Below are 21,274 nucleotides of genomic sequence, written 5' to 3' on the forward strand. Positions count from 1 at the left end.
GTGATCAGTGACCCATTCCCAGTCCGCCGTCAACGGGGATGACGGCTCCAGTGATGTACGAGGCGTCGTCCGAGGCGAGGAACCGCACCGTCGCGGCGATCTCCTCCGGCTGCGCGTACCGGCCGAGCGGGACCTGCTTCACGATGCCGGCGCGCTGCTCCTCGGAGAGCACCGCGGTCATGTCGGTCTCGACGAAGCCGGGCGCGACGACGTTGAAGGTGATGTTGCGCGAGCCCAGCTCACGGGCGAGGGAGCGCGCGAAGCCGACGAGGCCGGCCTTGGAGGCGGCGTAGTTGGCCTGCCCCGCGGAGCCGAGCAGCCCGACGACCGACGAGATCAGGACGACGCGGCCCTTCTTCGCGCGCAGCATGCCGCGGTTGGCGCGCTTGACCACACGGAAGGTGCCGGTGAGGTTGGTGTCGAGGACCGAGGTGAAATCCTCCTCGGACATGCGCATCAGGAGCTGGTCCTTGGTGACGCCGGCGTTGGCGACGAGGACCTCGACGGGGCCGTGGGTCTCCTCGATCTCCTTGTAGGCCTGCTCCACCTGCTCGGCGTCGGTGATGTCGCACTTGACGGCCAGGAATCCGGCCGGCGGCTCACCCGAGCGGTACGTGATGGCGACCTTGTCGCCGGCATCGGCGAAAGCACGGGCGATGGCGAGGCCGATGCCCCGGTTGCCTCCGGTGACGAGAACCGAGCGGCTCAACGGATCACCCTTTCGGTAGCGGTCTGATACCCCGCCCGGGCGCCTGGACGACAGGCGGCGATGACAGGCGGCTTCCTCGAAAACCTATCGGTCCGGACACGCCCGCGGACAATCGGGCACCGACAGTGGCGTACGGGACTCACTGTCGGGTCCCTACAGAAAGCCACCCACTCGGGTCGGCAAACTCGTGGCCCGCGCGCGGGATGAGGCGACATGATCGGAGCAGTCACGACGTACGGCAACCACGGTCACCTCGACAGAAAGAGACGGCGGTGCCTCATACCATCGACGAGGCCTTCACGGCCCTCCCCCTACGCGCCCTCGCCGACGCGGCCCTCGCACGCGCGCGTGCGCTGGGCGCCGAGCACGCGGACTTCCGGTTCGAGCGGGTGCGCAACGCCTCCTGGAGGTTCCGGGACGCCAAGCCCGCCGGGTCCTCGGACACCACCGACCTCGGGTACGCGGTTCGCGTCGTGCACGGCGGTACGTGGGGTTTCGCGTCCGGTGTCGACCTCAGCCTGGACGCCGCCGCCAGGGTCGCCGGGCAGGCGGTGGCCATGGCCAAGCTGTCCGCCCAGGTGATCAAGGCGGCCGGATCGGACGAGCGGGTGGAGCTGGCCGATGAGCCGGTGCACGCCGAGAAGACGTGGGTCTCGTCGTACGAGATCGATCCGTTCACCGTGCCCGACGAGGAGAAGGCCGGGCTGATCGCGGAGTGGAGCGCGCGGCTGCTGGCGGCCGACGGGGTCGACCATGTGGACGCCTCGCTGCTCACCGTCCACGAGAACAAGTTCTACGCCGACACCGCCGGGACCGTGACCACACAGCAACGGGTGCGGCTGCATCCGGTGTTCAACGCCGTGTCGGTGGACGAGTCGAGCGGCGAGTTCGACTCGATGCGCACCCTCGCGCCGCCGGTGGGACGCGGCTGGGAGTACCTGCGGGGCACCGGCTGGGACTGGGAGAGCGAGCTGGAGCAGATCCCCGAACTGCTCGCCGAGAAGATGCGCGCGCCGAGCGTCGAGGCGGGCCTGTACGACCTGGTCGTCGACCCGTCCAACCTGTGGCTGACCATCCACGAGTCCATCGGGCACGCCACCGAGCTGGACCGGGCGCTCGGCTACGAGGCCGCCTACGCGGGCACCTCGTTCGCCACCTTCGACCAGCTGAACAAGCTGCGGTACGGCTCGGAGCTGATGAACGTCACCGGCGACCGCACCGCCGAGCACGGGCTCGCCACCATCGGCTACGACGACGAGGGCGTGGAGGGCCAGTCCTGGGACCTGGTGAAGGACGGCACGCTCGTCGGCTACCAGCTGGACCGGCGGATCGCGAGGCTGACCGGCTTCGAGCGGTCCAACGGCTGCGCCTACGCCGACTCCCCCGGGCACGTGCCGGTGCAGCGCATGGCCAACGTGTCGTTGCGGCCGGACCCGGCCGGGATGTCCACCGAGGACCTGATCGGGGGCGTGGAGCGGGGCATCTACGTCGTCGGCGACCGGTCCTGGTCGATCGACATGCAGAGGTACAACTTCCAGTTCACCGGGCAGCGTTTCCACCGGATCGAGAACGGGCGGCTGGCCGGGCAGCTGCGGGACGTGGCCTACCAGGCGACGACGACCGACTTCTGGGGCTCGATGGCCGCCGTCGGCGGTCCGCAGACCTACGTCCTGGGCGGCGCCTTCAACTGCGGCAAGGCCCAGCCGGGCCAGGTCGCGGCCGTGTCGCACGGCTGCCCGTCGGCCCTCTTCAAGGGCGTCAACATCCTCAACACGACCCAGGAGGCCGGTCGATGAACGTGAGCTGCGGGATCGGCTGGGGGTCCGGGGGCCCGCGGCGGCAGCCGCTGATGTCACCGTCCCCGGGAAAGCACAGTCTCAACACCACCCAGGAGGCGGGTCGATGAGCGCGCGCACGAGCAAGCCGCACGAGGTCGTCGAGCGCGCCCTCGAACTGTCCCGGGCCGACGGCTGTGTCGTCATCGCCGACGAGCAGTCCACGGCCAACCTGCGCTGGGCGGGCAACGCGCTGACCACGAACGGTGTCACGCGCGGACGCACGCTCACCGTCATCGCGACGGTCGACGGCAAGGAGGGCACGGCCTCGGGTGTCGTGTCACGGTCCGCCGTGACGGCCGACGAACTGGAGCCGCTGGTGCGGGCCGCCGAGGCCGCCGCGCGCGGCGCCGGGCCGGCCGAGGACGCGCAGCCGCTGGTCACCGGGGTCGCGCAGGCGCCGGAGTTCACGGAGTCGCCCGTCGAGACCTCCTCCGCCGTGTTCGCCGACTTCGCTCCGGCGCTCGGTGAGGCCTTCGCACGCGCGCGTGCGGGCGGCCGGGAGCTGTACGGCTTCGCCAACCACGAACTGGTGTCGACGTACGTGGGGACGTCCACGGGGCTGCGGCTGCGGCACGACCAGCCGAACGGGACGCTGGAACTGAACGCCAAGTCGCCGGACCGGACCCGGTCCGCCTGGGCCGGTCGCTCCACCCGGGACTTCAAGGACGTCGACCCGGCGGCGCTGGACGCGGAGCTGGCGGTGCGCCTCGGGTGGGCCGAGCGGCGCGTGGAGCTGCCCGCGGGCCGGTACGAGACGCTGCTGCCGCCGTCCGCCGTCGCGGACCTGCTGATCTACCAGATGTGGTCGGCGTCGGGCCGGGACGCGGTGGAGGGCCGCACGGTGTTCTCCAAGCCGGGCGGCGGTACGCGGGTCGGAGAGAAGCTGACCGACCTGCCGCTGACGCTGCGCAGCGACCCGAACGAGCCCGGCCTGGAGTCGGCGCCCTTCGTGATCGCGCACTCCTCCGGGGGCGACCAGTCGGTGTTCGACAACGGGCTGCCGCTCGCGCCCACCGAGTGGATGAGCCGGGGCGAGCTGCGGCACCTGACGACCAGCCGCCACAGCGCCGGCCTGACCGGGCTGCCCGTGGCGCCGGGCATCGACAACATCGTCCTGGACGGGGGCGAGGACCGCTCCCTGGAAGAGATGGTCGCGAACACCGAGCGCGGGCTGCTGCTGACGTGCCTGTGGTACATCCGGGAGGTCGACCCGGCGACGCTGCTGCTCACCGGTCTGACCCGGGACGGCGTCTACCTGGTCGAGAACGGCGAGGTGACCGGCGAGGTGAACAACTTCCGCTTCAACGAGTCGCCGGTCGGTGTCCTCGGCCGGGCCACGGAGGCCGGGCGGACCGAGAAGACGCTGCCCAGGGAGTGGAGCGACTGGTTCACCAGGGCCGCGATGCCCGCGTTGCGCGTCCCGGATTTCAATATGAGCTCTGTCAGTCAGGGCGTATAACCTCGTAGTCGGCTGTCACCCGACTGCCCGAAGATCATCGAGGAGACGCGAGAACCGTGACGGACATCGTCGACGAGCTGAAGTGGCGCGGGCTGTTCGCCCTGTCCACTGACGAGGACGCTTTGCGCAAGGCGCTCGCGGACGGTCCCGTCACGTTCTATTGCGGCTTCGACCCGACGGCGCCATCGCTGCACGTGGGGCACCTGGTGCAGGTGCTGACCGTGCGCCGGCTCCAGCAGGCCGGTCACCGGCCGCTGGCTCTGGTCGGCGGCGCCACGGGCCTGATCGGCGACCCGCGTCCGACCGCGGAGCGCACGCTGAACGACCCGGAGACGGTCGCCGGCTGGGTCGGCAAGCTGCGCTCCCAGATCGAGCCCTTCCTGGACTTCGAGGGCGAGAACGCGGCCGTCATGGTCAACAACCTCGACTGGACGGAGAACCTCTCCGCGATCGAGTTCCTGCGGGACATCGGCAAGCACTTCCGCGTCAACAAGATGCTGACCAAGGACTCCGTGGCCCGGCGCCTGGAGTCCTCCGAGGGCATCAGCTACACGGAGTTCAGCTACCAGATCCTCCAGGGCATGGACTTCCTCCAGCTGTACCGGAGGTACGGCTGCACGCTCCAGCAGGGCGGCAGCGACCAGTGGGGCAACCTCACGGCGGGCCTGGACCTGATCCACCGGCTGGAGCCGGACGCCACGGCGCACGCCATGGCGACGCCGCTGATGACCAAGGCGGACGGCACCAAGTTCGGCAAGACCGAGAGCGGCGCCGTCTGGCTCGACCCGGAGATGACGACGCCGTACGCGTTCTACCAGTTCTGGCTGAACGTGGACGACCGGGACGTCTCCAAGTACATGCGCATCCTGTCCTTCCGCTCCCGTGAGGAGCTCGAGGAGCTGGAGAAGCAGACCGAGGAGCGTCCGCAGGCCCGTGCCGCGCAGCGTGCGCTGGCCGAGGAGCTGACCACGCTGGTGCACGGCGCCGACCAGACGGCCGCCGTGATCGCCGCGTCCAAGGCCCTCTTCGGGCAGGGCGAGCTGGCGGAGCTCGACGACAGGACGCTGGCCGCGGCCCTGTCGGAGGTGCCGCACATCCAGGTCGCCGAGCTCGGCCCGGTCGTCGACCTGTTCGCCGAGGTCGGCCTGGTGGCCAGCAAGTCGGCCGCGCGGCGTACGGTCAAGGAGGGCGGCGCCTACGTGAACAACGTCAAGGTCGCCGGCGAGGACGCGGTCCCCGCCAAGGAGGACCTGCTGCACGGCCGCTGGCTGGTGCTGCGCCGGGGCAAGAAGAACCTGGCGGCGGTGGAGGTCACCGGCGCCTGAGTGCGCGGACGAAGGGGGCGGTCGCCGGTTACGGAGACCGCCCCCTTCGCCGTGTGCCCCGTTATGCCCTTCGTCTGCTTCCCCTGGCCGCCGTCCAGGCCCGGTCGCCGAGACCGACGAGGATGACCGCCATCACCAGCTGGAAGACGTGCCGCCACCAGTCGATGCCCGATGTGGCGTCGACACCGGCCGCCCGGGCGATGGCGTTGCCGGCGATAGCGCCGATCATGCCCAGGATGACGGTCAGCCACAGGGGGACGTGCTGCTTGCCCGGAATGATCGCCTTGGCGAGCAGACCGAGTACCAGTCCCACGATGATCGCCCACAACCAGCCCATCGCTGCCTCCTCGTACGGCTCGACGTGAGCACTACGCCCAGTGTCGGCCCAGGTGCCCTACGCCGCATGCCGAGGGTGGCCGTACGCGGCACGGACCAGTCCGTTCGCCGGGCCGGACCGGCCCCGGTCTCGTAGCCGACGCAGGCGCGGCGTAACGTGGAAGCTGTCCCGGCCAGGTTCCCCGGCCGGCCGAGGACGGCTACGGGGCGGGGAGATCCGATACGGGCGGATGGTGGAATGCGATGCGGAAGCAGCATGGCGACGGACATGCCCAGGTGTTCCGGATCACCGGCGCCCGGGCCGGACTCCAGGAGGACGTCCGCGGGCGGCAGCGCCGGTACGTGATCTCGATGACGGTCCGTACGATCTCCGTGATCCTCGCGGCCACGCTGTGGAACGTCGAACGGCACGTAGCCGTCGTGGCGTTGGTGCTCGGGCTGGTGCTGCCGTACATCGCGGTGGTGGTCGCGAACGCCGGGCGTGAAAACGCGCCGTCTCTGCCGTCGACGTTCGTGGTGCCGCCGGCGCGGCCGATGATCGCGCCGCCCGGGACGCAGGACTCTCCCGCGGAATCCGTCGCGGAAGACGCCGTGTCCGGGACGGTGCCGGGCGCGCGGACCGAGTCGCAGGAGCGGTAGCGGCGCTCGGGGGCGATCACAAACGGAAGTCATCTTCCCGCCAAGCTCAAGAAAAGCTCAGATCAATCATGCTGTTCAGGTGCCGGGCCCGGGGTTACCCGTGACATACTTCGTACGCGCTCCGCATCCCCCGTCGGAGCGACGGACCGACGCCGGGCAGCTCCCCCCGTGGCTGCTCGGCGTCGCCTTTTCTGTGTGCAGTGGTGAGACGAAGCCGTGAGTGACGAGACGCCCATCTGTTCCGCGAAGGGCTGCCGTGCGGATGCCGTGTGGGTGCTGGCGTGGAACAACCCGAAGATCCATACGCCGGAGCGGCGCAAGACGTGGCTCGCGTGCGAGGAGCATCGCGAGCACCTGTCGCAGTTCCTCGGGGTGCGCGGGTTCTTGAAGGACGTGGTGCTGCTGAAGGAATGGGAGTCCTCGCAGAACCCCTAGCTAGCCGCCGATGGCCGACATGGGCCGGTCCGGCTGCACGAAGGCCGGGTCGTCCAGGCCCGCTCCCGCCTTCTTGCCCCACATGGCCAGGCGCCAGATCCGGGCGATCTCCTCGTCCGGGGCGTCCGAGCGCAGGGCGGCGCGCAGGTCGGTCTCCTCCTGGGCGAACAGACACGTGCGTATCTGTCCGTCGGCCGTGAGGCGGGTGCGGTCGCAGGCCGCGCAGAAGGGGCGGGTGACGGAGGCGATCACGCCGACGACATGCGGCCCGCCGTCGACGAGCCAGCGCTCCGCCGGCGCCGAGCCGCGTGCCTCGTCGCCCTCTGCGGTCAGCTCGAAGCGCGTGCGCAGGGACGTCAGGATGTCGCCCGCCGTGATCATGCCGTCGCGCTTCCAGCCGTGCTGGGCGTCCAGGGGCATCTGCTCGATGAAGCGCAGCTCGTAGTCGTGCTCCATGGCCCAGGCGAGGAGGTCGGGGGCCTCGTCGTCGTTGAGGCCCGGCATCAGGACCGAGTTGACCTTGACCGGCGTGAGGCCCGCGTCGCGCGCGGCGTGCAGGCCCTCGATGACGTCCTTGTGGCGGTCGCGGCGGGTGAGGGTCTTGAAGACGTCCGGGCGGAGCGTGTCGAGGGAGACGTTGACCCGGTCCAGGCCCGCCGCCTTCAGGGCGGCCGCCGTGCGCTTGAGGCCGATGCCGTTCGTCGTGAGGGACATCTGGGGGCGCGGCTCGAGGGCCGCGACGCGCTCCACTATGCCGACCAGGCCCGGGCGCAGCAGGGGCTCGCCACCGGTGAAGCGGACCTCCTCGATGCCGAGGGAGGTGACCGCGATGTCGATCAGGCGGACGATCTCGTCGTCCGTGAGCAGGTCCGGCTTGGCCAGCCACTGCAAGCCCTCCTCGGGCATGCAGTACGTGCAGCGCAGATTGCACCGGTCGGTCAGCGAGACCCTCAGGTCGGTGGCCACTCGGCCGTAGGTGTCGATGAGCACGTGGGCCCCCTCCCTCGACGCGGATCGTGCCCGGAGCCATGTTTCCCCGGCACCTGCGAGCCTACGTGACACCACTGACATCACCACAGGCCCGATCCCACGACGCGGGACGCGGCCGCGCCGCAGGGACCTGGAGGTTCCTACGACGCGGCCGCGCGAGGGGGTTCGTGCTCAGTGGGCGCCGGTGCCGGTCAGGGACCGGACCTCCAGCTCGGCGAACTTCTTGGCGTCCGGCTCTTCCTTGGACAGGACCGTGCCGAGCCAGCCCATGAGGAAGCCGAACGGGATGGAGATGATGCCCGGGTTCTTCAGCGGGAACCAGGCGAAGTCGACCTCGGGGAACATCGCCTTGGGGTCGCCGGAGACGACGGGCGAGAACAGCACCAGGCCGACGGCGACGATCAGACCGCCGTAGATCGACCACAGGGCGCCCTGGGTGGTGAACCGCTTCCAGAACAGGCTGTAGAGGATCGTCGGCAGGTTGGCGGAGGCCGCGACCGCGAAGGCGAGCGCGACCAGGCCGGCCACGTTCAGGTCGCGGGCGAGGGCGCCCAGGCCGATGGAGACGACGCCGATGAAGACGGTCGCCCAGCGGGCCGCGCGGACCTCCTCGGCGCCGGAGGCCTTCCCCTTGCGGATGACGTTGGCGTAGATGTCGTGGGCGAAGGAGGACGACGAGGCGAGGGTGAGACCGGCGACGACGGCGAGGATCGTCGCGAAGGCCACCGCCGAGATCGTGGCGAGCAGGATCGCGCCCCAGGTCGAGTCGACGCCGCCGAGGTGCAGGGCGAGCAGGGGTGCCGCCGTGTTGCCGGACGGGTTGGACGCGATGATCTCTTCCTGCGAGATGAGCGCGGCGGCGCCGAAGCCGAGCGCGATCGTCATCAGGTAGAAGCCGCCGATGATGCCGATGGCCCAGTTCACGGACTTACGGGCGGCCTTGGCGTCCGGCACCGTGTAGAAGCGGATCAGGATGTGCGGCAGGCCGGCGGTGCCGAGCACCAGGGCGATGCCGAGGGAGATGAAGTCCAGCTTGGACGTGCCGGTCGCGCCGTACTGGAGGCCGGGCTCCAGGAAGGCGGCGCCCTTGCCGCTCTTCTCGGCGGCCGTGCCGAGCAGGTCGGAGATGTTGAAGTTGAACTTCAGCAGCACCAGGAAGGTGATCAGGATGGTGCCGCCGATGAGCAGCACGGCCTTGATCATCTGGACCCAGGTGGTGCCCTTCATGCCGCCGATGGAGACGTAGACGATCATCAGGATGCCGACGAGGGCGACGATGAGGATCTTGCCGGCGTCGGAGGTGATGCCGAGCAGCAGCGAGACGAGGACGCCCGCGCCGGCCATCTGGGCCAGCAGGTAGAAGATCGACACGACGATCGTGGACGTACCGGCCGCGGTGCGCACCGGGCGCTGGCGCATGCGGTACGCGAGCACGTCGCCCATTGTGTAGCGGCCGGAGTTGCGCAGCGGCTCGGCCACCAGGAGCAGGGCGACCAGCCAGGCGACCAGGAAGCCGATGGAGTAGAGGAAGCCGTCGTAGCCGAAGATGGCGATCGCGCCCGCGATGCCGAGGAACGACGCGGCCGACATGTAGTCGCCGGAGACGGCGAGGCCGTTCTGGAAGGCGCTGAACTGGCGTCCGCCCGCGTAGAAGTCGGCGGCGTCCTTGGTCTGGCGGCCCGCCCAGATGGTGATGCCGAGGGTGGCGAGGACGAACAGCGCGAACAGGGTGATGATCAGCGGGCGGTGCTGGCTGGCCTCGTTCGCGGCGAGAAGGGTCTGCTGTGCGGGGCTCATGCGCCGCCCTCCATCCGGGACTTGATGGCCTCGGCCTTGGGGTCGAGGTTCGCGGCGGCGTGCTTCGAGTACCACCAGGCGATGAGGAACGTGGTGAGGAACTGGGCGACGCCGAAGACGAGGGCGACGTTGATGTTGCCGAACAGCTTGGTGCCCATGAAGCCGCCCGCGTAGTTCGACAGCAGGACGTACAGCAGGTACCAGGCGATGAAGGCGATGGTCAGCGGGAAGGCGAAGGAGCGGTAGGAGCGGCGCAGTTCACCGAACTCCGCGCTCTCCTGCACCTCGGTGAACTCCTCGGGTGAGGGGAGTTTGTGTTGCTCTTTCGAGGGGGGCGGTGCGTCGGTGGCCACGGAGCGTCTCCTCGCGATGACGGAAGCGGTTTTGATCAGGGACGGAGGCGAGTGTCCTCGCGCTCCTTGTCCAACGTCACGGCGGCACGAGAGAACCGGTTCAACTGCCCGGCGTTCTTTCCGAAGTCGTTTCGGCAAAACGTTGCTGGCCAGCGAGAGCGCGGGATAGCTTCACCCTGCACCACCTCGTCATGTACCTGCCCGAGCACCACCTGTGCCTCGGGCCGGTTTCGTTTCCGGAGGATGTGGAGACCCCATGTCTCACTTGCGTTCCAGACGCCGGCTCGCCCTCGCCGTGCCCGTCGTACTGTCACTGACGGCCTCGCTGGGCTTCCTGCCCGCTGCCGCGTCGGCGGCCCCGCGCGCCGAGTCGGCCGCGCGGACGGCGGACGCGCCGAAGCTGGCGTACGTCGTCAACACCAAGGCCGACCGTCGCACGATCGCGTCGGTGGAGAAGGCGATCGGCGCGGCCGGCGGCACGGTCGTGGCCACGTACGGGCGAATCGGCGTGATCGTCGCCCACTCCTCGAACCCCGACTTCGCCAAGACCGTCCGCACGGTGCGCGGGGTCCAGTCGGCGGGTGCGACGCGGACGGCGCCGCTGGCCGCCGCGGGCACCAAGGAAGAGGGCGCGGTCGAGTACCTGACGGCCGCCCAGGCCGAGCGCACCGAGGCCGCCTCGGCGAAGACGCCCGAGAGCGAGCCCCTCGAGGCCGACCAGTGGGATCTGCGCACGATCGGCGCCGACAAGGCCGCGAAGATCAACCCGGGCAGCCGCAAGGTGACCGTCGCCGTGATCGACACCGGCGTGGACGACACCCACCCCGACATCGCCCCGAACTTCTCCGCCTCCCAGTCCGCGAACTGCGCCGGCGGCAAGCCCGACACCAGCGAGGGCGCCTGGCGGCCGTACACCCCGGAGGACTACCACGGCACGCACGTGGCCGGTGAGATCGCCGCCGCGCGCAACGGAATCGGCGTGGCGGGCGTCGCACCCGGTGTGAAGGTCTCCAGCATCAACGTGACCGACCGGGCGAGCGGCCTCTTCTACCCGGAGAGCGTCGTCTGCGCGTTCGTGTTCGCCGCGGACCACGGCGTCGAGATCACGAACAACAGCTACTACGTCGACCCGTGGCTGTACAACTGCATGGACGACCCGGACCAGCGGGCAATCGTCGACGCGGTCAACAGGGCGCAGCTGTACGCGCAGAAGAAGGGCACGCTCAACGTCGCCGCGGCGGGCAACTCCAACCACGACCTGGACGCGGACGCGATCGCCGACGCCTCAAGCCCGAACGACACCACGCCCGTCGAGCGCACCATCGACCCGCACGAGTGCTTCGACATACCGACCCAGCTGCCGGGTGTCGTCACGGTGAGCTCGACGGGCGTCGACAACGAGAAGTCGTACTTCTCGACGTACGGCAAGGGCGTCGTCGACGTCGCGGCGCCGGGTGGTGACCGGCGCTACCAGATACCGGACACGCCCTCGAAGGACGGCCGCATCCTGTCGACCATGCCGAACGGCGCGTGGGGCTTCCTCCAGGGCACCTCGATGGCCTCCCCGCACGCCTCCGGTGTGGCCGCACTGCTGAAGTCCAAGCACCCCTGGGCCTCCCCGGCGCAGCTCCAGGCCCTGCTGAAGGCGCAGGCCGACCGGACCGCCTGCCCCGAGTCGTACGACCAGGACGGTGACGGCACGCAGGACGCGGTGTGCGAGGGCGGCAAGCGCGTCAATGGCTTCTACGGGTACGGCATCGTCAACGCGCTGCGCGCGGTCAAGTGACGCGCGCTTCCCAGGCCTCCCGCACAGCCCGCTCGTACCGCGAACGAACTGGAGACACCATGACAGCGCCGCACGCGCGCTACCGCCGCGCCGTCGCGATCCCGGCCGGGATGGCCGTGGCAACGGCCCTCGCGTTCCTGCCGAACACCACGGCCGCGGCCGCCGACGAGGCACCCGCGGCGGTCTCGGCCGACGCGACCCCGCTCAGCTACGTCGTCAACGTCAAGCCGGGCCACGGCACTTCGGCGTACGTGAAGAAGGCCGTCGGCAAGGCCGGCGGCACGATCGTGACGTCGTACGACCAGATCGGCGTCATCGTCGTCCACTCCTCGAACCCCGACTTCGCCAAGACGATCCGCAAGGTGCGCGGAGTGCAGTCGGCCGGCGCCACCCGCACCGCGCCGCTGCCCACGGCCGTGACGGCCGACCTGGGCACGCCGAAGGCGCTGAGCGCGGCCGAGGTCGCCAGGGCGGAGGCCCCCGCCGGGCAGGACCCGCTGGAGCCCCAGCAGTGGGACCTGCCCGCCATCAAGGCGGACAAGGCGCACGAGAAGTCGCTGGGCAGCTCGAAGGTCACGGTCGCCGTGATCGACACCGGTGTGGACGACACCCACCCCGACATCGCGCCCAACTTCGACCGCGGCGCGTCGGTCAACTGTGTGTCGGGCAAGCCGGACACGGCCGACGGGGCCTGGCGGCCGGGCGCATCGGAGAGCCCGCACGGCACGCACGTGGCGGGTGAGATCGCGGCCGCGAAGAACGGCGTCGGCATGACCGGCGTCGCGCCCGGGGTCAAGGTCTCCGGCATCAAGGTGTCCAACCCGGACGGCTTCTTCTACACGGAGGCCGTCGTCTGCGGCTTCGTGTGGGCGGCCGAGCACGGCGTCGACGTGACGAACAACAGCTATTACACCGACCCGTGGTACTTCAACTGCAAGAACGACCCGGACCAGAAGGCGCTGCTGGACGCGGTCACGCGGGCGTCGCGGTACGCGGAGAAGAAGGGCGCGGTCAACGTCGCGGCGGCCGGCAACGAGAACTACGACCTCGCGGCCGACGAGATCACCGACCCGTCGTCCCCGAACGACACCACGCCGGGCGAGCGGGTCGTCGACCCGTCCGAGTGCCTCGACATCCCGACCCAGCTGCCGGGTGTCGTCACGGTCGCCTCGACGGGTGCGAAGGGCATCAAGTCGTCCTTCTCCAACTACGGCCTCGGCGTCGCCGACATAGCCGCCCCGGGCGGCGACTCGACCGCCTACCAGAAGCCGGAGCCGCCGGCCACGAGCGGTCTGATCCTGGGCACGCTGCCGGGCGGCAAGTGGGGTTACATGGCCGGTACGTCGATGGCCTCCCCGCACGTCGCGGGCGTCGCCGCGCTCATCAAGTCGACGCACCCGTACGCCTCTCCGGCCCTGGTGAAGGCCCTGCTGTACGCGCAGGCCGACGCCAAGGCCTGCACGGACCCGTACGACATCAACGCCGACGGCAAGATCGACGCGGTGTGCGAGGGTTCGAAGAACCGCAACGGCTTCTACGGGTGGGGCATCGCGGACGCGCTGGACGCGGTGACCAAGTAGAGCTCGTGTGGAGGTAGTCCGGGCCGGGCGGGGACACCCGCCCGGCCCGCTTCCTGTCTGGGGCAGGATTCCTTGTCATGGACGTGTACGTGGATTGCTCGACCTGGACATCTCGACCGGTCCGGCCGAGATGGGAATTGGCCCTGCGGTTCGCCGGGAGCGTGGTGTGGTTTCCGGTGGTGTGTGTGCTGTGGACGGCGGTGGTGGCCACGTTTCTCGTCGTCGGCATGTTCGCCGAGGTGATCACGGCGTTCAGCAACACCCTCGAACGCGGCTATCTCCGCGCCATGGAGGTGACGGTGAACCGGGTCGCGCGCCTGGCCTCCTGGTGCGTGTCCTGGCCGGAGCTGCGGCATGAGGGAGATGCCGAGTACTACAAGGCGCGCGTGGACAAGGTGGTCGCGAAGCGGACCGCCCGGGCCTCGGCTCCGGTCGAGCCGAACAAGCCGCGGCCACCGGCGGAGTGCGCGATACCGCTGCGGGCCTACCGCGGCGTAGGCGGCTGGTACGTCGCCGAGGTCGCGCTCGCGCAGGGTTGGGAGTTGCGGCCGACGGACGTGCGCAAGGAAGTCCGGTTGTGGTGGTCGGCCGCGTCGAAGGTCGCCTGAGTCCGTTCTCGCGGATTTGCCAGCCATGTGAAGGCTGGTGAAGATCTCGGGGTGACCTTGACAAGACCCGTGGCCGTCCTGGTGCTGGTGGCACTGGCCGCGCTGATCCCGCTGCTGGGCCCGTCCACCGCGCTGCACGGCTCCGGGGAGGCCTCCGTGCCCGGCGCCGGCGGCATAGCCCTGCTGCGCACCGTGCTGTTCGCGGCCCTGTGCGTACCGATCGGCGAGCTGTCCGTGAACCGGCTGGCGCGTTCCGTGCCGGGCACGGAGAGGGCCGCCGGCCATCTGGTCGTGCCCCGCAGCTGGTCACCGCCCGCGGCCGCCGCCGGGTTCGTCGCCGCCCTCGGGCTCGCCTCGGTCGTGGCCACGGGCAACCTCGTCCCTGACGACCTGTCGGACATCGACGCGGGCGGGCTCTACGCGTCCCGGGACGGCAAGCTCGCCCTGCTGGAGGTCAACGCGTTCCTCGTGGCGGGGCTGTGTGCCGTGTCACGCCGGCCGGTCACACAGCTGTGGCCGCTGGCCGCCGTGGTCGTCGCCGAAGCCCTGCGCGCGCACCCCGCGACCGAGCACGCCCCGCTGACCGGCTCCGGGCTGACCCTCGTCCATCTGACCTGTGCGGCGCTGTGGGTGGGCGGTCTGCTGCACGCGCTGCGGACCCTGCGGCTGTGGCACGGCCGGTACGGCACGGAGGCGGGTGCCGCCCTCCTGGGTCTCTACGCGCGCGTGGCCGCCGTTCTGCTCGTCGCCATCACCGCGACGGGCGTGTGGAGTTCACTGCGCCGGATGCCGCCGGAGACGGCCCTGGAGCAGCTGACGGCGACGGCGTACGGGCGCGCCCTGCTCGCCAAGGTCCTGCTCGTTGCCGCCGTCGCCGCCCTCGCCCTGTGGGCACGGCAGCGGCTGCGCAGGGCGGCCGATCCGCTGACCGCCTGTGCGCCGGCGTGGGCGGAGGTGGTCGCGCTGGGCCTGGTGGTCGCCGCGTCCGGACTGCTGACGGCCCTTCCGGTGCCCATCCGCTGGTGAGGCCCCACCCGTTGATGAGCCTCAGGCGGTGCGCATCTCTCCGTACGTCGCGGCCGGCGCCCTGCGCGCGTTCAGCGCCTCGACCGTGCCGCCGGCGAGGAGGGCCTGTGCGGCGATGTACGTGAGCATGATCCAGAAGTCCGGCACGGGCGGCTGCGGCCAGTCGGCGACGCCGGTCGCGATGAGCGTGTCGGAGAGCAGGAAGAGCGCACCGCCGAGTCCGGTGAAGAGGCCGAGCCGGATGGCGGCTCCGTACGCCATGGCCGTGAGCAGGAGGCTGTATCCGGCGACGGGCAGCCGCAGGTCCCCGGGCAGGTCCGGCCACAGCAGCGCGACGGTCGTGACCAGGGCGGTGGCGTAGCCCAGGGCGAGCAGGCCCGCACGCGCGCGTGGGACCGCGTACCGGCTGCCGTGCGCCCGGAAGAGGACGAGGTAGCAGACGTGTCCCGCCGCGAAGCAGCCCATGCCGGCGAGGAAGGCCGGCTCGGCGTCGGACAGCAGCAGCACGTCACCGCCCCAGCCGAACAGCAGGGCGGCCACGAGCGGCCGGGGTGCCCGGCGCAGGACGGCCCAGAGCGCCAGGAGCGGCATCAGCAGCGGCTTGGCGACGGTGTGCCCGGCGTCGAAGCCGGCCGCGAGGGAGCCGAGGTCGACGGCGACGGCGAGAGCGAAGGCGCCGAGGAGGAGTCGGGAGGGGCTCACGCCGACGTGCTCTCGGCAGGCGTGCCGGCGGCGGACACCGGTGCCGCGGCCGGCGCGGGCCCCCACCCCGGCCCCCGGAACACCCGGCCCGCGCGCTCGCGCCAGTCGCGCGCCGCCTTCAAATCCTTCGCGATGGACACGTACTCGTGCGTCGCCACCTTGAGCGGGTTGTACGTGTCGATGTTCTTGGTCAGTCCGTACACGGGCCGCACGGTCTCGGCGACGAAGGACCCGAACAGCCGGTCCCAGACGATGAGGATGCCGCCGAAGTTGCGGTCCAGGTAGCCGCCTTGGGAGGCGTGGTGGACACGGTGGTGCGACGGGGTGTTGAAGACGAACTCGAACCACCGGGGCATCTTGTCGATCCGCTCGGTGTGGATCCAGAACTGGTAGACGAGGTTCGCGGAGGAGCAGAAGGCGAGCGCGGCCGGGTGCACTCCGGCGGCGATGAGGGGGACGTAGAACGGCCACACGGTCAGGGACGTCCAGGGCTGACGCAGCGCGGTGGTGAAGTTGAACTTCCGGCTGGAGTGGTGGACCACGTGGCAGGCCCACAGGATGCGGATGACGTGGTGGCCGCGGTGGGACCAGTAGTAGAAGAAGTCCTGCGCGAGCAGCATCAGCGGGACGGTCCACCACAGCACGGGCACGCGCAGGGGCGTGAGTTCGTAGAGGACCGTGTAGAGGGCGACGATCGGGATCTTCCAGAGGAAGTCGAAGGCGAGGCTGCCGAGCCCCATGCCGATGCTCGTCGCGGCGTCCTTCGCCTCGTAGCCCGCCGCGTCCTCGTCGGGGTGGAGACGGTAGCTCACCATCTCGACCACGGTGAGCAGCACAAAGGCGGGTATCGACCACAGCACGACATCGGGCAGGTTCGGCATGCCTGAACCGTAGGACCGCCGCTCTGCCCCGGCTAGACGTTGTTACCGACAAGTATTACCGACGGTACGCGCTTGCTTCTTGGTGATCTCCGCCAATTCGGCGAGGCCGTCCGGCCGGGCGGCTGAGGGTCGATCAGACGTACGCCCCGCGAACGGACAGAACGGACAAGACGGCTGACGGAGCATCGGAAGAGCGAAGGTTGCGCACCTGACGGACGGCGGTGTCAGTCCCGGCCCGTATCCTCAGGAACCATGCTGGAAGACCTGACGACCGCGGCGTTCTCTCCCACGTCGTGGCCGGCCGCGTATCCCAAGGGGTACGCGGTCGTTGACGTGGAGACCACGGGCCTGGCCCGGGACGACCGCATCATCTCGGCGGCCGTCTACCGGCTGGACGCGCGCGGCGAGGTCGAGGACCACTGGTACACGATGGTCAACCCCGAGCGTGACCCCGGCCCCGTGTGGATCCACGGACTGACGAGCGAGGCGCTCGAGGGCGCCCCCCTCTTCCCGGACATCGCCGAGGAGTTCACGGCCCGGCTCCAGGGGCGGGTGCTCGTCGCGCACAACGCCGTCTTCGACTGGCAGATGATCGCCCGGGAGTACGCGCGCGCGAAGTGCGAGGCGCCCGTGCGGCAGCGGCTGTGCACCATCGCGCTCTCCAAGGAGCTCGGGCTTCCGCTGCCCAACCACAAGCTGGAGTCCCTCGCCGCGCACTTCGGCGTGGTCCAGCGGCGGGCGCACCACGCGCTGGACGACGCGCGCGTGCTGGCGGAGGCGTTCCGGCCCAGCCTCAGGACCGCGGCGGCGAACGGCGTACGGCTGCCGCTGCACGAGTGCCGGCCGCTGACGGAGTGGTCGGACCGCCCTGCCACGCCCCGCATCGGACAGCAGGCGGGCCCGCGAAGCTACGGCGGCTACCCTCAGACCAGTTGGCGCCCCTCCCGGAAGCGCCCCGCCTGCCCCTACCCCAACCCGGGGCGCTACGAGGCGGGCGGGCGGCTCAAGCAGGGCATGCGGGTCGCCTTTTCGGGTGACACCTCGACCGAGCGCGAGCTGCTGGAGGACCGGGCGACCGAGGCCGGGCTGCACGTGGCCACCAGCCTGTCGCGGCTGACCAGCCTGCTCGTCACGAACGACCCGGACTCGGGCACGTCCAAGGTGGTCAAGGCCCGGCAGTTCGGCACACCGATCGTGGACGAGGCGGCGTTCGGGCAACTGCTCGGGGATGTGGAGCCGGCGTCGGAGGGGTGACCGTACGCGGAGCGGTGCCGCCAGGGACCGTACGGGAAGCGGTGTCGCCGGGGCGACCGGAGGCGCAGCGGTGTCGCGGGTCGACCGTACGGACGGGTGATTGGCGGGCGACTCGCCCGGAGGCCGCTCGCCCGGGCCGGGGCGACGGCTCACTGTGTGGCGCATGGCGACCTGTGAGGTATGTGGCAATCAGTACGGAATGACCTTCGAGGTGCACGCGCAGGGGGCGGTGCACGTCTTCGACTGCTTCGCCTGCGCGATCCACCGCATGGCCCCCATTTGCGAGCACTGCCGGGTACAGATCATCGGCCAGGGCGTCGACGTCGACGGCCAGTGGTACTGCGGTGCCCACTGCGCCCGCGCGGAGGGAAAGGTGGGAATTGTCGACAAGGTCTGAACCCGTACCCGGCTGAAAACACCCCGCGACCGAGTTGTACGGTCGTGGGGTGTACCGCTTCCTGATGTCCCGGCAGTGGGTGATCCTCACACTGATCGCCCTGCTTCTCATCCCCACGATGATCAGGCTGGGCATCTGGCAGATGCATCGCTACGAGGAGCGCACCGCACGGAACCAGCTGGTCACCGACGCGCTGGCGGCCGAGCCGGTGCCCGTGGAGAAGCTGACCGCGCCCGGGCACACCGTCACCAGCGCCGAGCGGTACCGGACCGTGACCGCGAAGGGCCGTTTCGACGCGGAGGACGAGGTCGTCGTCCGCCGCCGCACCAACTCCGACGACGAGGTCGGCTACCACGTCCTGACCCCGTTCGTCCTCGACGACGGCAAGGTTCTGCTGGTCAACCGGGGCTGGATCCCCTCGGACGGCCCGAGCCAGACCACGTTCCCGAAGGTCCCCGCACCGCCGAGCGGCGAGGTGACCGTCGAGGGGCGGCTGATGCCGAGTGAGACGACCGCGGCGAGCGGGATCAAGAACCTCAAGGGCCTGCCGGACCGGCAGATCATGCTGATCAACAGCGAGCAGGAGGCCCGGCGCCTGGACGCGCGGGTGCTCGGCGGTTACATCGCACAGACGGCCCCCGAGCCCAAGGGCGACACCCCCGAGCTGCTCGGCGACCCCGGCAAGGAGGACGCGGCGCTGAACTACGCGTACGCCGTCCAGTGGTGGCTGTTCTCCGCCGCCGTCCCGGTCGGCTGGGTGGTCCTGGCCCGCCGCGAGGCCCGGGACCGGGCGCAGGCGGCGGCCCGGGAAGCCAAGGCGAGTGAGGCGGAGCCGGCGGCGGTGTGACCCCCGCCGGCCTCCCCCGGCCGCGTCAGCAGCAGCGTCCCTGCCGGCACTCCTCCCGGTGCGACCGGTTCAGCACCTCGGCCAGTTCCCGCACGTACCAGCGCACCGCCCGTGCCCAGCGCACCGCCCTCACGTCCGGGCTCCCGCCAGCGGCTCGTCCGGCACGTCGAGTCGGGACTCCACGTACGGCGCCTCGGTGACCGGAGCCGAACCCGGGGCCCGTACCGCCCGCACGCAGACCACCGCGGCGTTGCCGATCACGACGGCGACCAGCAGCAGGAACAGGGCGATCAGCACACCGTCGACCGTGGAGTTGGTGACCACGGTGTGCATGTCGTCGAGGTTCTTGGCGGGCGGCAGGACCTGACCGGCGTCGAGGGCGTCGGCGTACCGCGCGCGCTGGGCGAAGAAGCCGATCTTCGGGTCGGCGGAGAAGATCTTCTGCCAGCCCGCGGTGAAGGTGATCGCGACGACCCAGGCGAGCGGGACGCCCGTGACCCACGCCCAGCGCAGCCGTCCGGACTTGATCAGGATCGTGGTGCAGACGGCGAGGGCGATCGCGGCGAGGAGCTGGTTCGCGATGCCGAAGAGCGGGAAGAGCTGGTTGATCCCACCGAGCGGGTCGGTGGCGCCGGTGTGGAGGAAGTAGCCCCAGGCCGCCACGACGAGGGCGCTGCACACCCAGATGCCCGGCTTCCAGTTGACCCGGCCGGCCGGCTTCCACACGTTGCCGAGCATGTCCTGGAGCATGAAACGGCCGACGCGGGTGCCCGCGTCCACCGTGGTCAGGATGAACAGGGCCTCGAACATGATGGCGAAGTGGTACCAGAAGGCCTTCATCCCGGCGCCCCCGAAGACCCCGGAGAAGATCTCCGACATGCCGACGGCCAGGGTCGGGGCCCCTCCGGAGCGGGCGATCAGCGTCTGCTCCTCCACGGCCTTGGCGGCCTGGGTGAGCTGGTCGGGGGTGATGGTGAAGCCGAGGCCGGCGACGGCGTGGGAGGCCGACTCGGCGGTCGTGCCGAGCAGGGCCGCCGGGGCGTTCATGGCGTAGTAGAGGCCCGGTTCCAGGGTCGCCGCGGCGATCAGCGCCATGATCGCGACGAACGACTCCATCAGCATGGCGCCGTAGCCGATCATCCGGACCTGGGACTCCTTCCGGATCAGCTTCGGTGTGGTCCCGGAGGAGACCAGCGCGTGGAAGCCGGAGAGCGCGCCGCAGGCGATGGTGATGAAGAGGAAGGGGAACAGCGCCCCGGCGAAGACGGGCCCGGCACCCGACGAGGCGAATTCGCTCACCGCGTCCGTGCGCAGGACCGGCGCCGCGACGACCACGCCGACCGCGAGCAGGGCGATGGTGCCGATCTTCATGAAGGTGGACAGGTAGTCGCGCGGCGCGAGGAGCATCCACACCGGCAGGACGGAGGCGACGAAGCCGTAGCCGACGAGGCAGAACACCAGGGTCGTGGGACTGAGCGTGAAGGCGGAGGCCAGCGAGGACTCCTGGATCCAGCTGCCGCCGACGATGGCGAGCAGCAGCAGGACCACGCCGATCAGGCTGGTCTCGACGACCCGGCCCGGGCGGATGACGTGCAGCCAGAAACCCATGAACAGGGCGATGGGGATGGTCATCGCGACGGAGAAGGTGCCCCAGGGGCTGTGGGCGAGGGCGTTGACGACGACCAGCGCCAGCACCCCCAGCAGGATGATCATGATGGCGAACACGGCGATCAGGGCGGCGGCCCCGCCGGCCCGGCCGATCTCGTCGCGGGCCATCTGCCCGAGCGACGTGCCGTCCCGTCGCATCGACAGGAACAGCACGACCATGTCCTGCACCGCGCCCGCGAAAATCACCCCCGCCACGATCCACAGGGTCCCCGGCAGGTAGCCCATCTGGGCCGCGAGCACCGGTCCCACCAGTGGTCCGGCGCCGGCGATGGCGGCGAAGTGGTGCCCGAGCAGCACCCGGCGGTCGGTGGGGTGGTAGTCGACACCGTCCTCCAGGCGTTCGGCGGGGGTGGCCCGGCGGTCGTCCGGCTCCAGGACCCGGCGGGCGATGAACCGGGAGTAGAAGCGGTAGGCGATGGCGTACGACCCGAGTGCGGCGATCACCAGCCAGACCGCGGAGATCCGCTCGCCACGCGCCAGGGCGAGGACGCCCCAGGCGACCGCGCCGAGGAGGGAGACGGCCGTCCAGAGCAGAATCGGGCGCGTTCTGGGCTTTTCCGGCACTTCTGGTCCGGATTCGGGCAGGGCTGATACGGGCATGGCGGCTCCTCACCTCGACGGGTGTGCACAACAGGGAGTGCGGA

At 70.4% G+C, this 21,274-nt stretch carries 20 protein-coding genes; 12 read left to right on the top strand and 8 right to left on the bottom strand.

Annotation, left to right across the window (positions count from 1 at the left end):
* Positions 1–4: 4 nt before the first annotated feature.
* A complete protein-coding gene (gene fabG / locus QC385_RS37720; RefSeq protein ID WP_279545911.1) occupies positions 5–709 on the bottom strand; it encodes a 3-oxoacyl-[acyl-carrier-protein] reductase in 705 nt (234 codons plus the stop codon).
* A gap of 272 nt (positions 710–981) precedes the next feature.
* Here fabG and QC385_RS37725 point away from each other — a divergent pair, with 272 nt between their 5' ends.
* From QC385_RS37725 to tyrS, 3 genes are all read left to right on the top strand, one after another.
* Positions 982–2,505, top strand: a complete 1,524-nt coding sequence (locus tag QC385_RS37725; RefSeq protein WP_279545913.1) for a TldD/PmbA family protein — start codon at positions 982–984, stop codon at positions 2,503–2,505.
* 106 nt (positions 2,506–2,611) lie between these two features.
* Positions 2,612–4,006 carry a metallopeptidase TldD-related protein gene (locus tag QC385_RS37730; RefSeq protein WP_279545914.1) on the top strand — a complete coding sequence of 465 codons (1,395 nt, stop codon included), beginning with the start codon at positions 2,612–2,614 and terminating at the stop codon, positions 4,004–4,006.
* A gap of 56 nt (positions 4,007–4,062) precedes the next feature.
* Positions 4,063–5,331, top strand: coding sequence for a tyrosine--tRNA ligase (tyrS, locus tag QC385_RS37735; RefSeq protein ID WP_279545915.1), 1,269 nt, complete (start codon positions 4,063–4,065; stop codon positions 5,329–5,331).
* Between the two features lie 61 nt (positions 5,332–5,392).
* Here tyrS and QC385_RS37740 read toward each other — a convergent pair whose 3' ends face one another.
* Entirely contained in the window at positions 5,393–5,668 is a 276-nt protein-coding gene (locus QC385_RS37740; RefSeq protein ID WP_279545916.1) for a GlsB/YeaQ/YmgE family stress response membrane protein, read from the bottom strand.
* Positions 5,669–5,910: 242 nt separating this feature from the next.
* Between QC385_RS37740 and QC385_RS37745 the strand changes: the two genes are divergently transcribed.
* Complete coding sequence (locus QC385_RS37745) at positions 5,911–6,306, top strand: DUF3099 domain-containing protein (RefSeq protein WP_279545917.1); 396 nt, start codon at positions 5,911–5,913, stop codon at positions 6,304–6,306.
* 216 nt (positions 6,307–6,522) lie between these two features.
* Positions 6,523–6,741, top strand: a complete 219-nt coding sequence (locus QC385_RS37750) for a hypothetical protein (RefSeq protein WP_193506345.1) — start codon at positions 6,523–6,525, stop codon at positions 6,739–6,741.
* On the opposite strand, the gene moaA is transcribed toward QC385_RS37750, so the two are convergent.
* The 3 genes from moaA to QC385_RS37765 form a co-directional block, all read right to left on the bottom strand.
* Positions 6,742–7,731: a GTP 3',8-cyclase MoaA gene (gene moaA, locus QC385_RS37755; RefSeq protein ID WP_279545918.1), complete on the bottom strand. Its 990-nt coding sequence runs from the start codon at positions 7,729–7,731 to the stop codon at positions 6,742–6,744. It lies immediately after the preceding gene.
* Positions 7,732–7,902: 171 nt separating this feature from the next.
* Positions 7,903–9,528 carry a solute symporter family protein gene (locus QC385_RS37760; protein WP_193506346.1) on the bottom strand — a complete coding sequence of 542 codons (1,626 nt, stop codon included), beginning with the start codon at positions 9,526–9,528 and terminating at the stop codon, positions 7,903–7,905.
* Positions 9,525–9,881, bottom strand: coding sequence for a DUF485 domain-containing protein (locus tag QC385_RS37765; RefSeq protein WP_150480066.1), 357 nt, complete (start codon positions 9,879–9,881; stop codon positions 9,525–9,527). The genes QC385_RS37760 and QC385_RS37765 overlap by 4 nt, the downstream gene beginning before the upstream one ends.
* A gap of 256 nt (positions 9,882–10,137) precedes the next feature.
* Here QC385_RS37765 and QC385_RS37770 point away from each other — a divergent pair, with 256 nt between their 5' ends.
* The 4 genes from QC385_RS37770 to QC385_RS37785 all read left to right on the top strand — a co-directional run bounded on the left by QC385_RS37770 (position 10,138) and on the right by QC385_RS37785 (position 14,881).
* Complete coding sequence (locus tag QC385_RS37770; protein WP_279545919.1) at positions 10,138–11,667, top strand: S8 family peptidase; 1,530 nt, start codon at positions 10,138–10,140, stop codon at positions 11,665–11,667.
* Between the two features lie 59 nt (positions 11,668–11,726).
* The gene (locus QC385_RS37775) at positions 11,727–13,247 is read left to right on the top strand and encodes a S8 family peptidase (protein ID WP_279545920.1); all 1,521 of its coding nucleotides are present in this window, start codon (positions 11,727–11,729) and stop codon (positions 13,245–13,247) included.
* A 161-nt stretch (positions 13,248–13,408) separates the two neighbouring features.
* Entirely contained in the window at positions 13,409–13,855 is a 447-nt protein-coding gene (locus QC385_RS37780; protein ID WP_279545921.1) for a hypothetical protein, read from the top strand.
* 51 nt (positions 13,856–13,906) lie between these two features.
* Positions 13,907–14,881, top strand: a complete 975-nt coding sequence (locus QC385_RS37785) for a CopD family protein (RefSeq protein WP_279545922.1) — start codon at positions 13,907–13,909, stop codon at positions 14,879–14,881.
* Between the two features lie 21 nt (positions 14,882–14,902).
* Here QC385_RS37785 and QC385_RS37790 read toward each other — a convergent pair whose 3' ends face one another.
* Positions 14,903–15,583 (bottom strand): lysoplasmalogenase, encoded by a 681-nt coding sequence (locus tag QC385_RS37790; RefSeq protein ID WP_279545923.1) that lies wholly within the window; start codon positions 15,581–15,583, stop codon positions 14,903–14,905.
* Positions 15,580–16,464, bottom strand: a complete 885-nt coding sequence (locus QC385_RS37795) for a sterol desaturase family protein (RefSeq protein ID WP_279545924.1) — start codon at positions 16,462–16,464, stop codon at positions 15,580–15,582. The genes QC385_RS37790 and QC385_RS37795 overlap by 4 nt, the downstream gene beginning before the upstream one ends.
* A 252-nt stretch (positions 16,465–16,716) precedes the next feature.
* On the opposite strand from QC385_RS37795, the gene QC385_RS37800 reads away from it, so the two are divergent.
* The 3 genes from QC385_RS37800 (at position 16,717) to QC385_RS37810 (ending at position 18,962) form a co-directional block, all read left to right on the top strand.
* Positions 16,717–17,718: a DEDDh family exonuclease gene (locus QC385_RS37800; RefSeq protein ID WP_279545925.1), complete on the top strand. Its 1,002-nt coding sequence runs from the start codon at positions 16,717–16,719 to the stop codon at positions 17,716–17,718.
* A gap of 163 nt (positions 17,719–17,881) precedes the next feature.
* On the top strand, positions 17,882–18,115 hold the full coding sequence (locus QC385_RS37805; RefSeq protein ID WP_279545926.1) for a hypothetical protein: 234 nt from the start codon (positions 17,882–17,884) through the stop codon (positions 18,113–18,115).
* Between the two features lie 49 nt (positions 18,116–18,164).
* The gene (locus QC385_RS37810) at positions 18,165–18,962 is read left to right on the top strand and encodes an SURF1 family cytochrome oxidase biogenesis protein (RefSeq protein WP_279545927.1); all 798 of its coding nucleotides are present in this window, start codon (positions 18,165–18,167) and stop codon (positions 18,960–18,962) included.
* Between the two features lie 129 nt (positions 18,963–19,091).
* On the opposite strand, the gene QC385_RS37815 is transcribed toward QC385_RS37810, so the two are convergent.
* Positions 19,092–21,230, bottom strand: a complete 2,139-nt coding sequence (locus QC385_RS37815) for a carbon starvation CstA family protein (protein ID WP_279545928.1) — start codon at positions 21,228–21,230, stop codon at positions 19,092–19,094.
* Positions 21,231–21,274 lie beyond the last annotated feature (44 nt).

Source organism: Streptomyces sp. DH10 (assembly GCF_029813805.1).
In the GTDB taxonomy this organism is placed as follows: Bacteria; Actinomycetota; Actinomycetes; order Streptomycetales; family Streptomycetaceae; genus Streptomyces; species Streptomyces coeruleofuscus.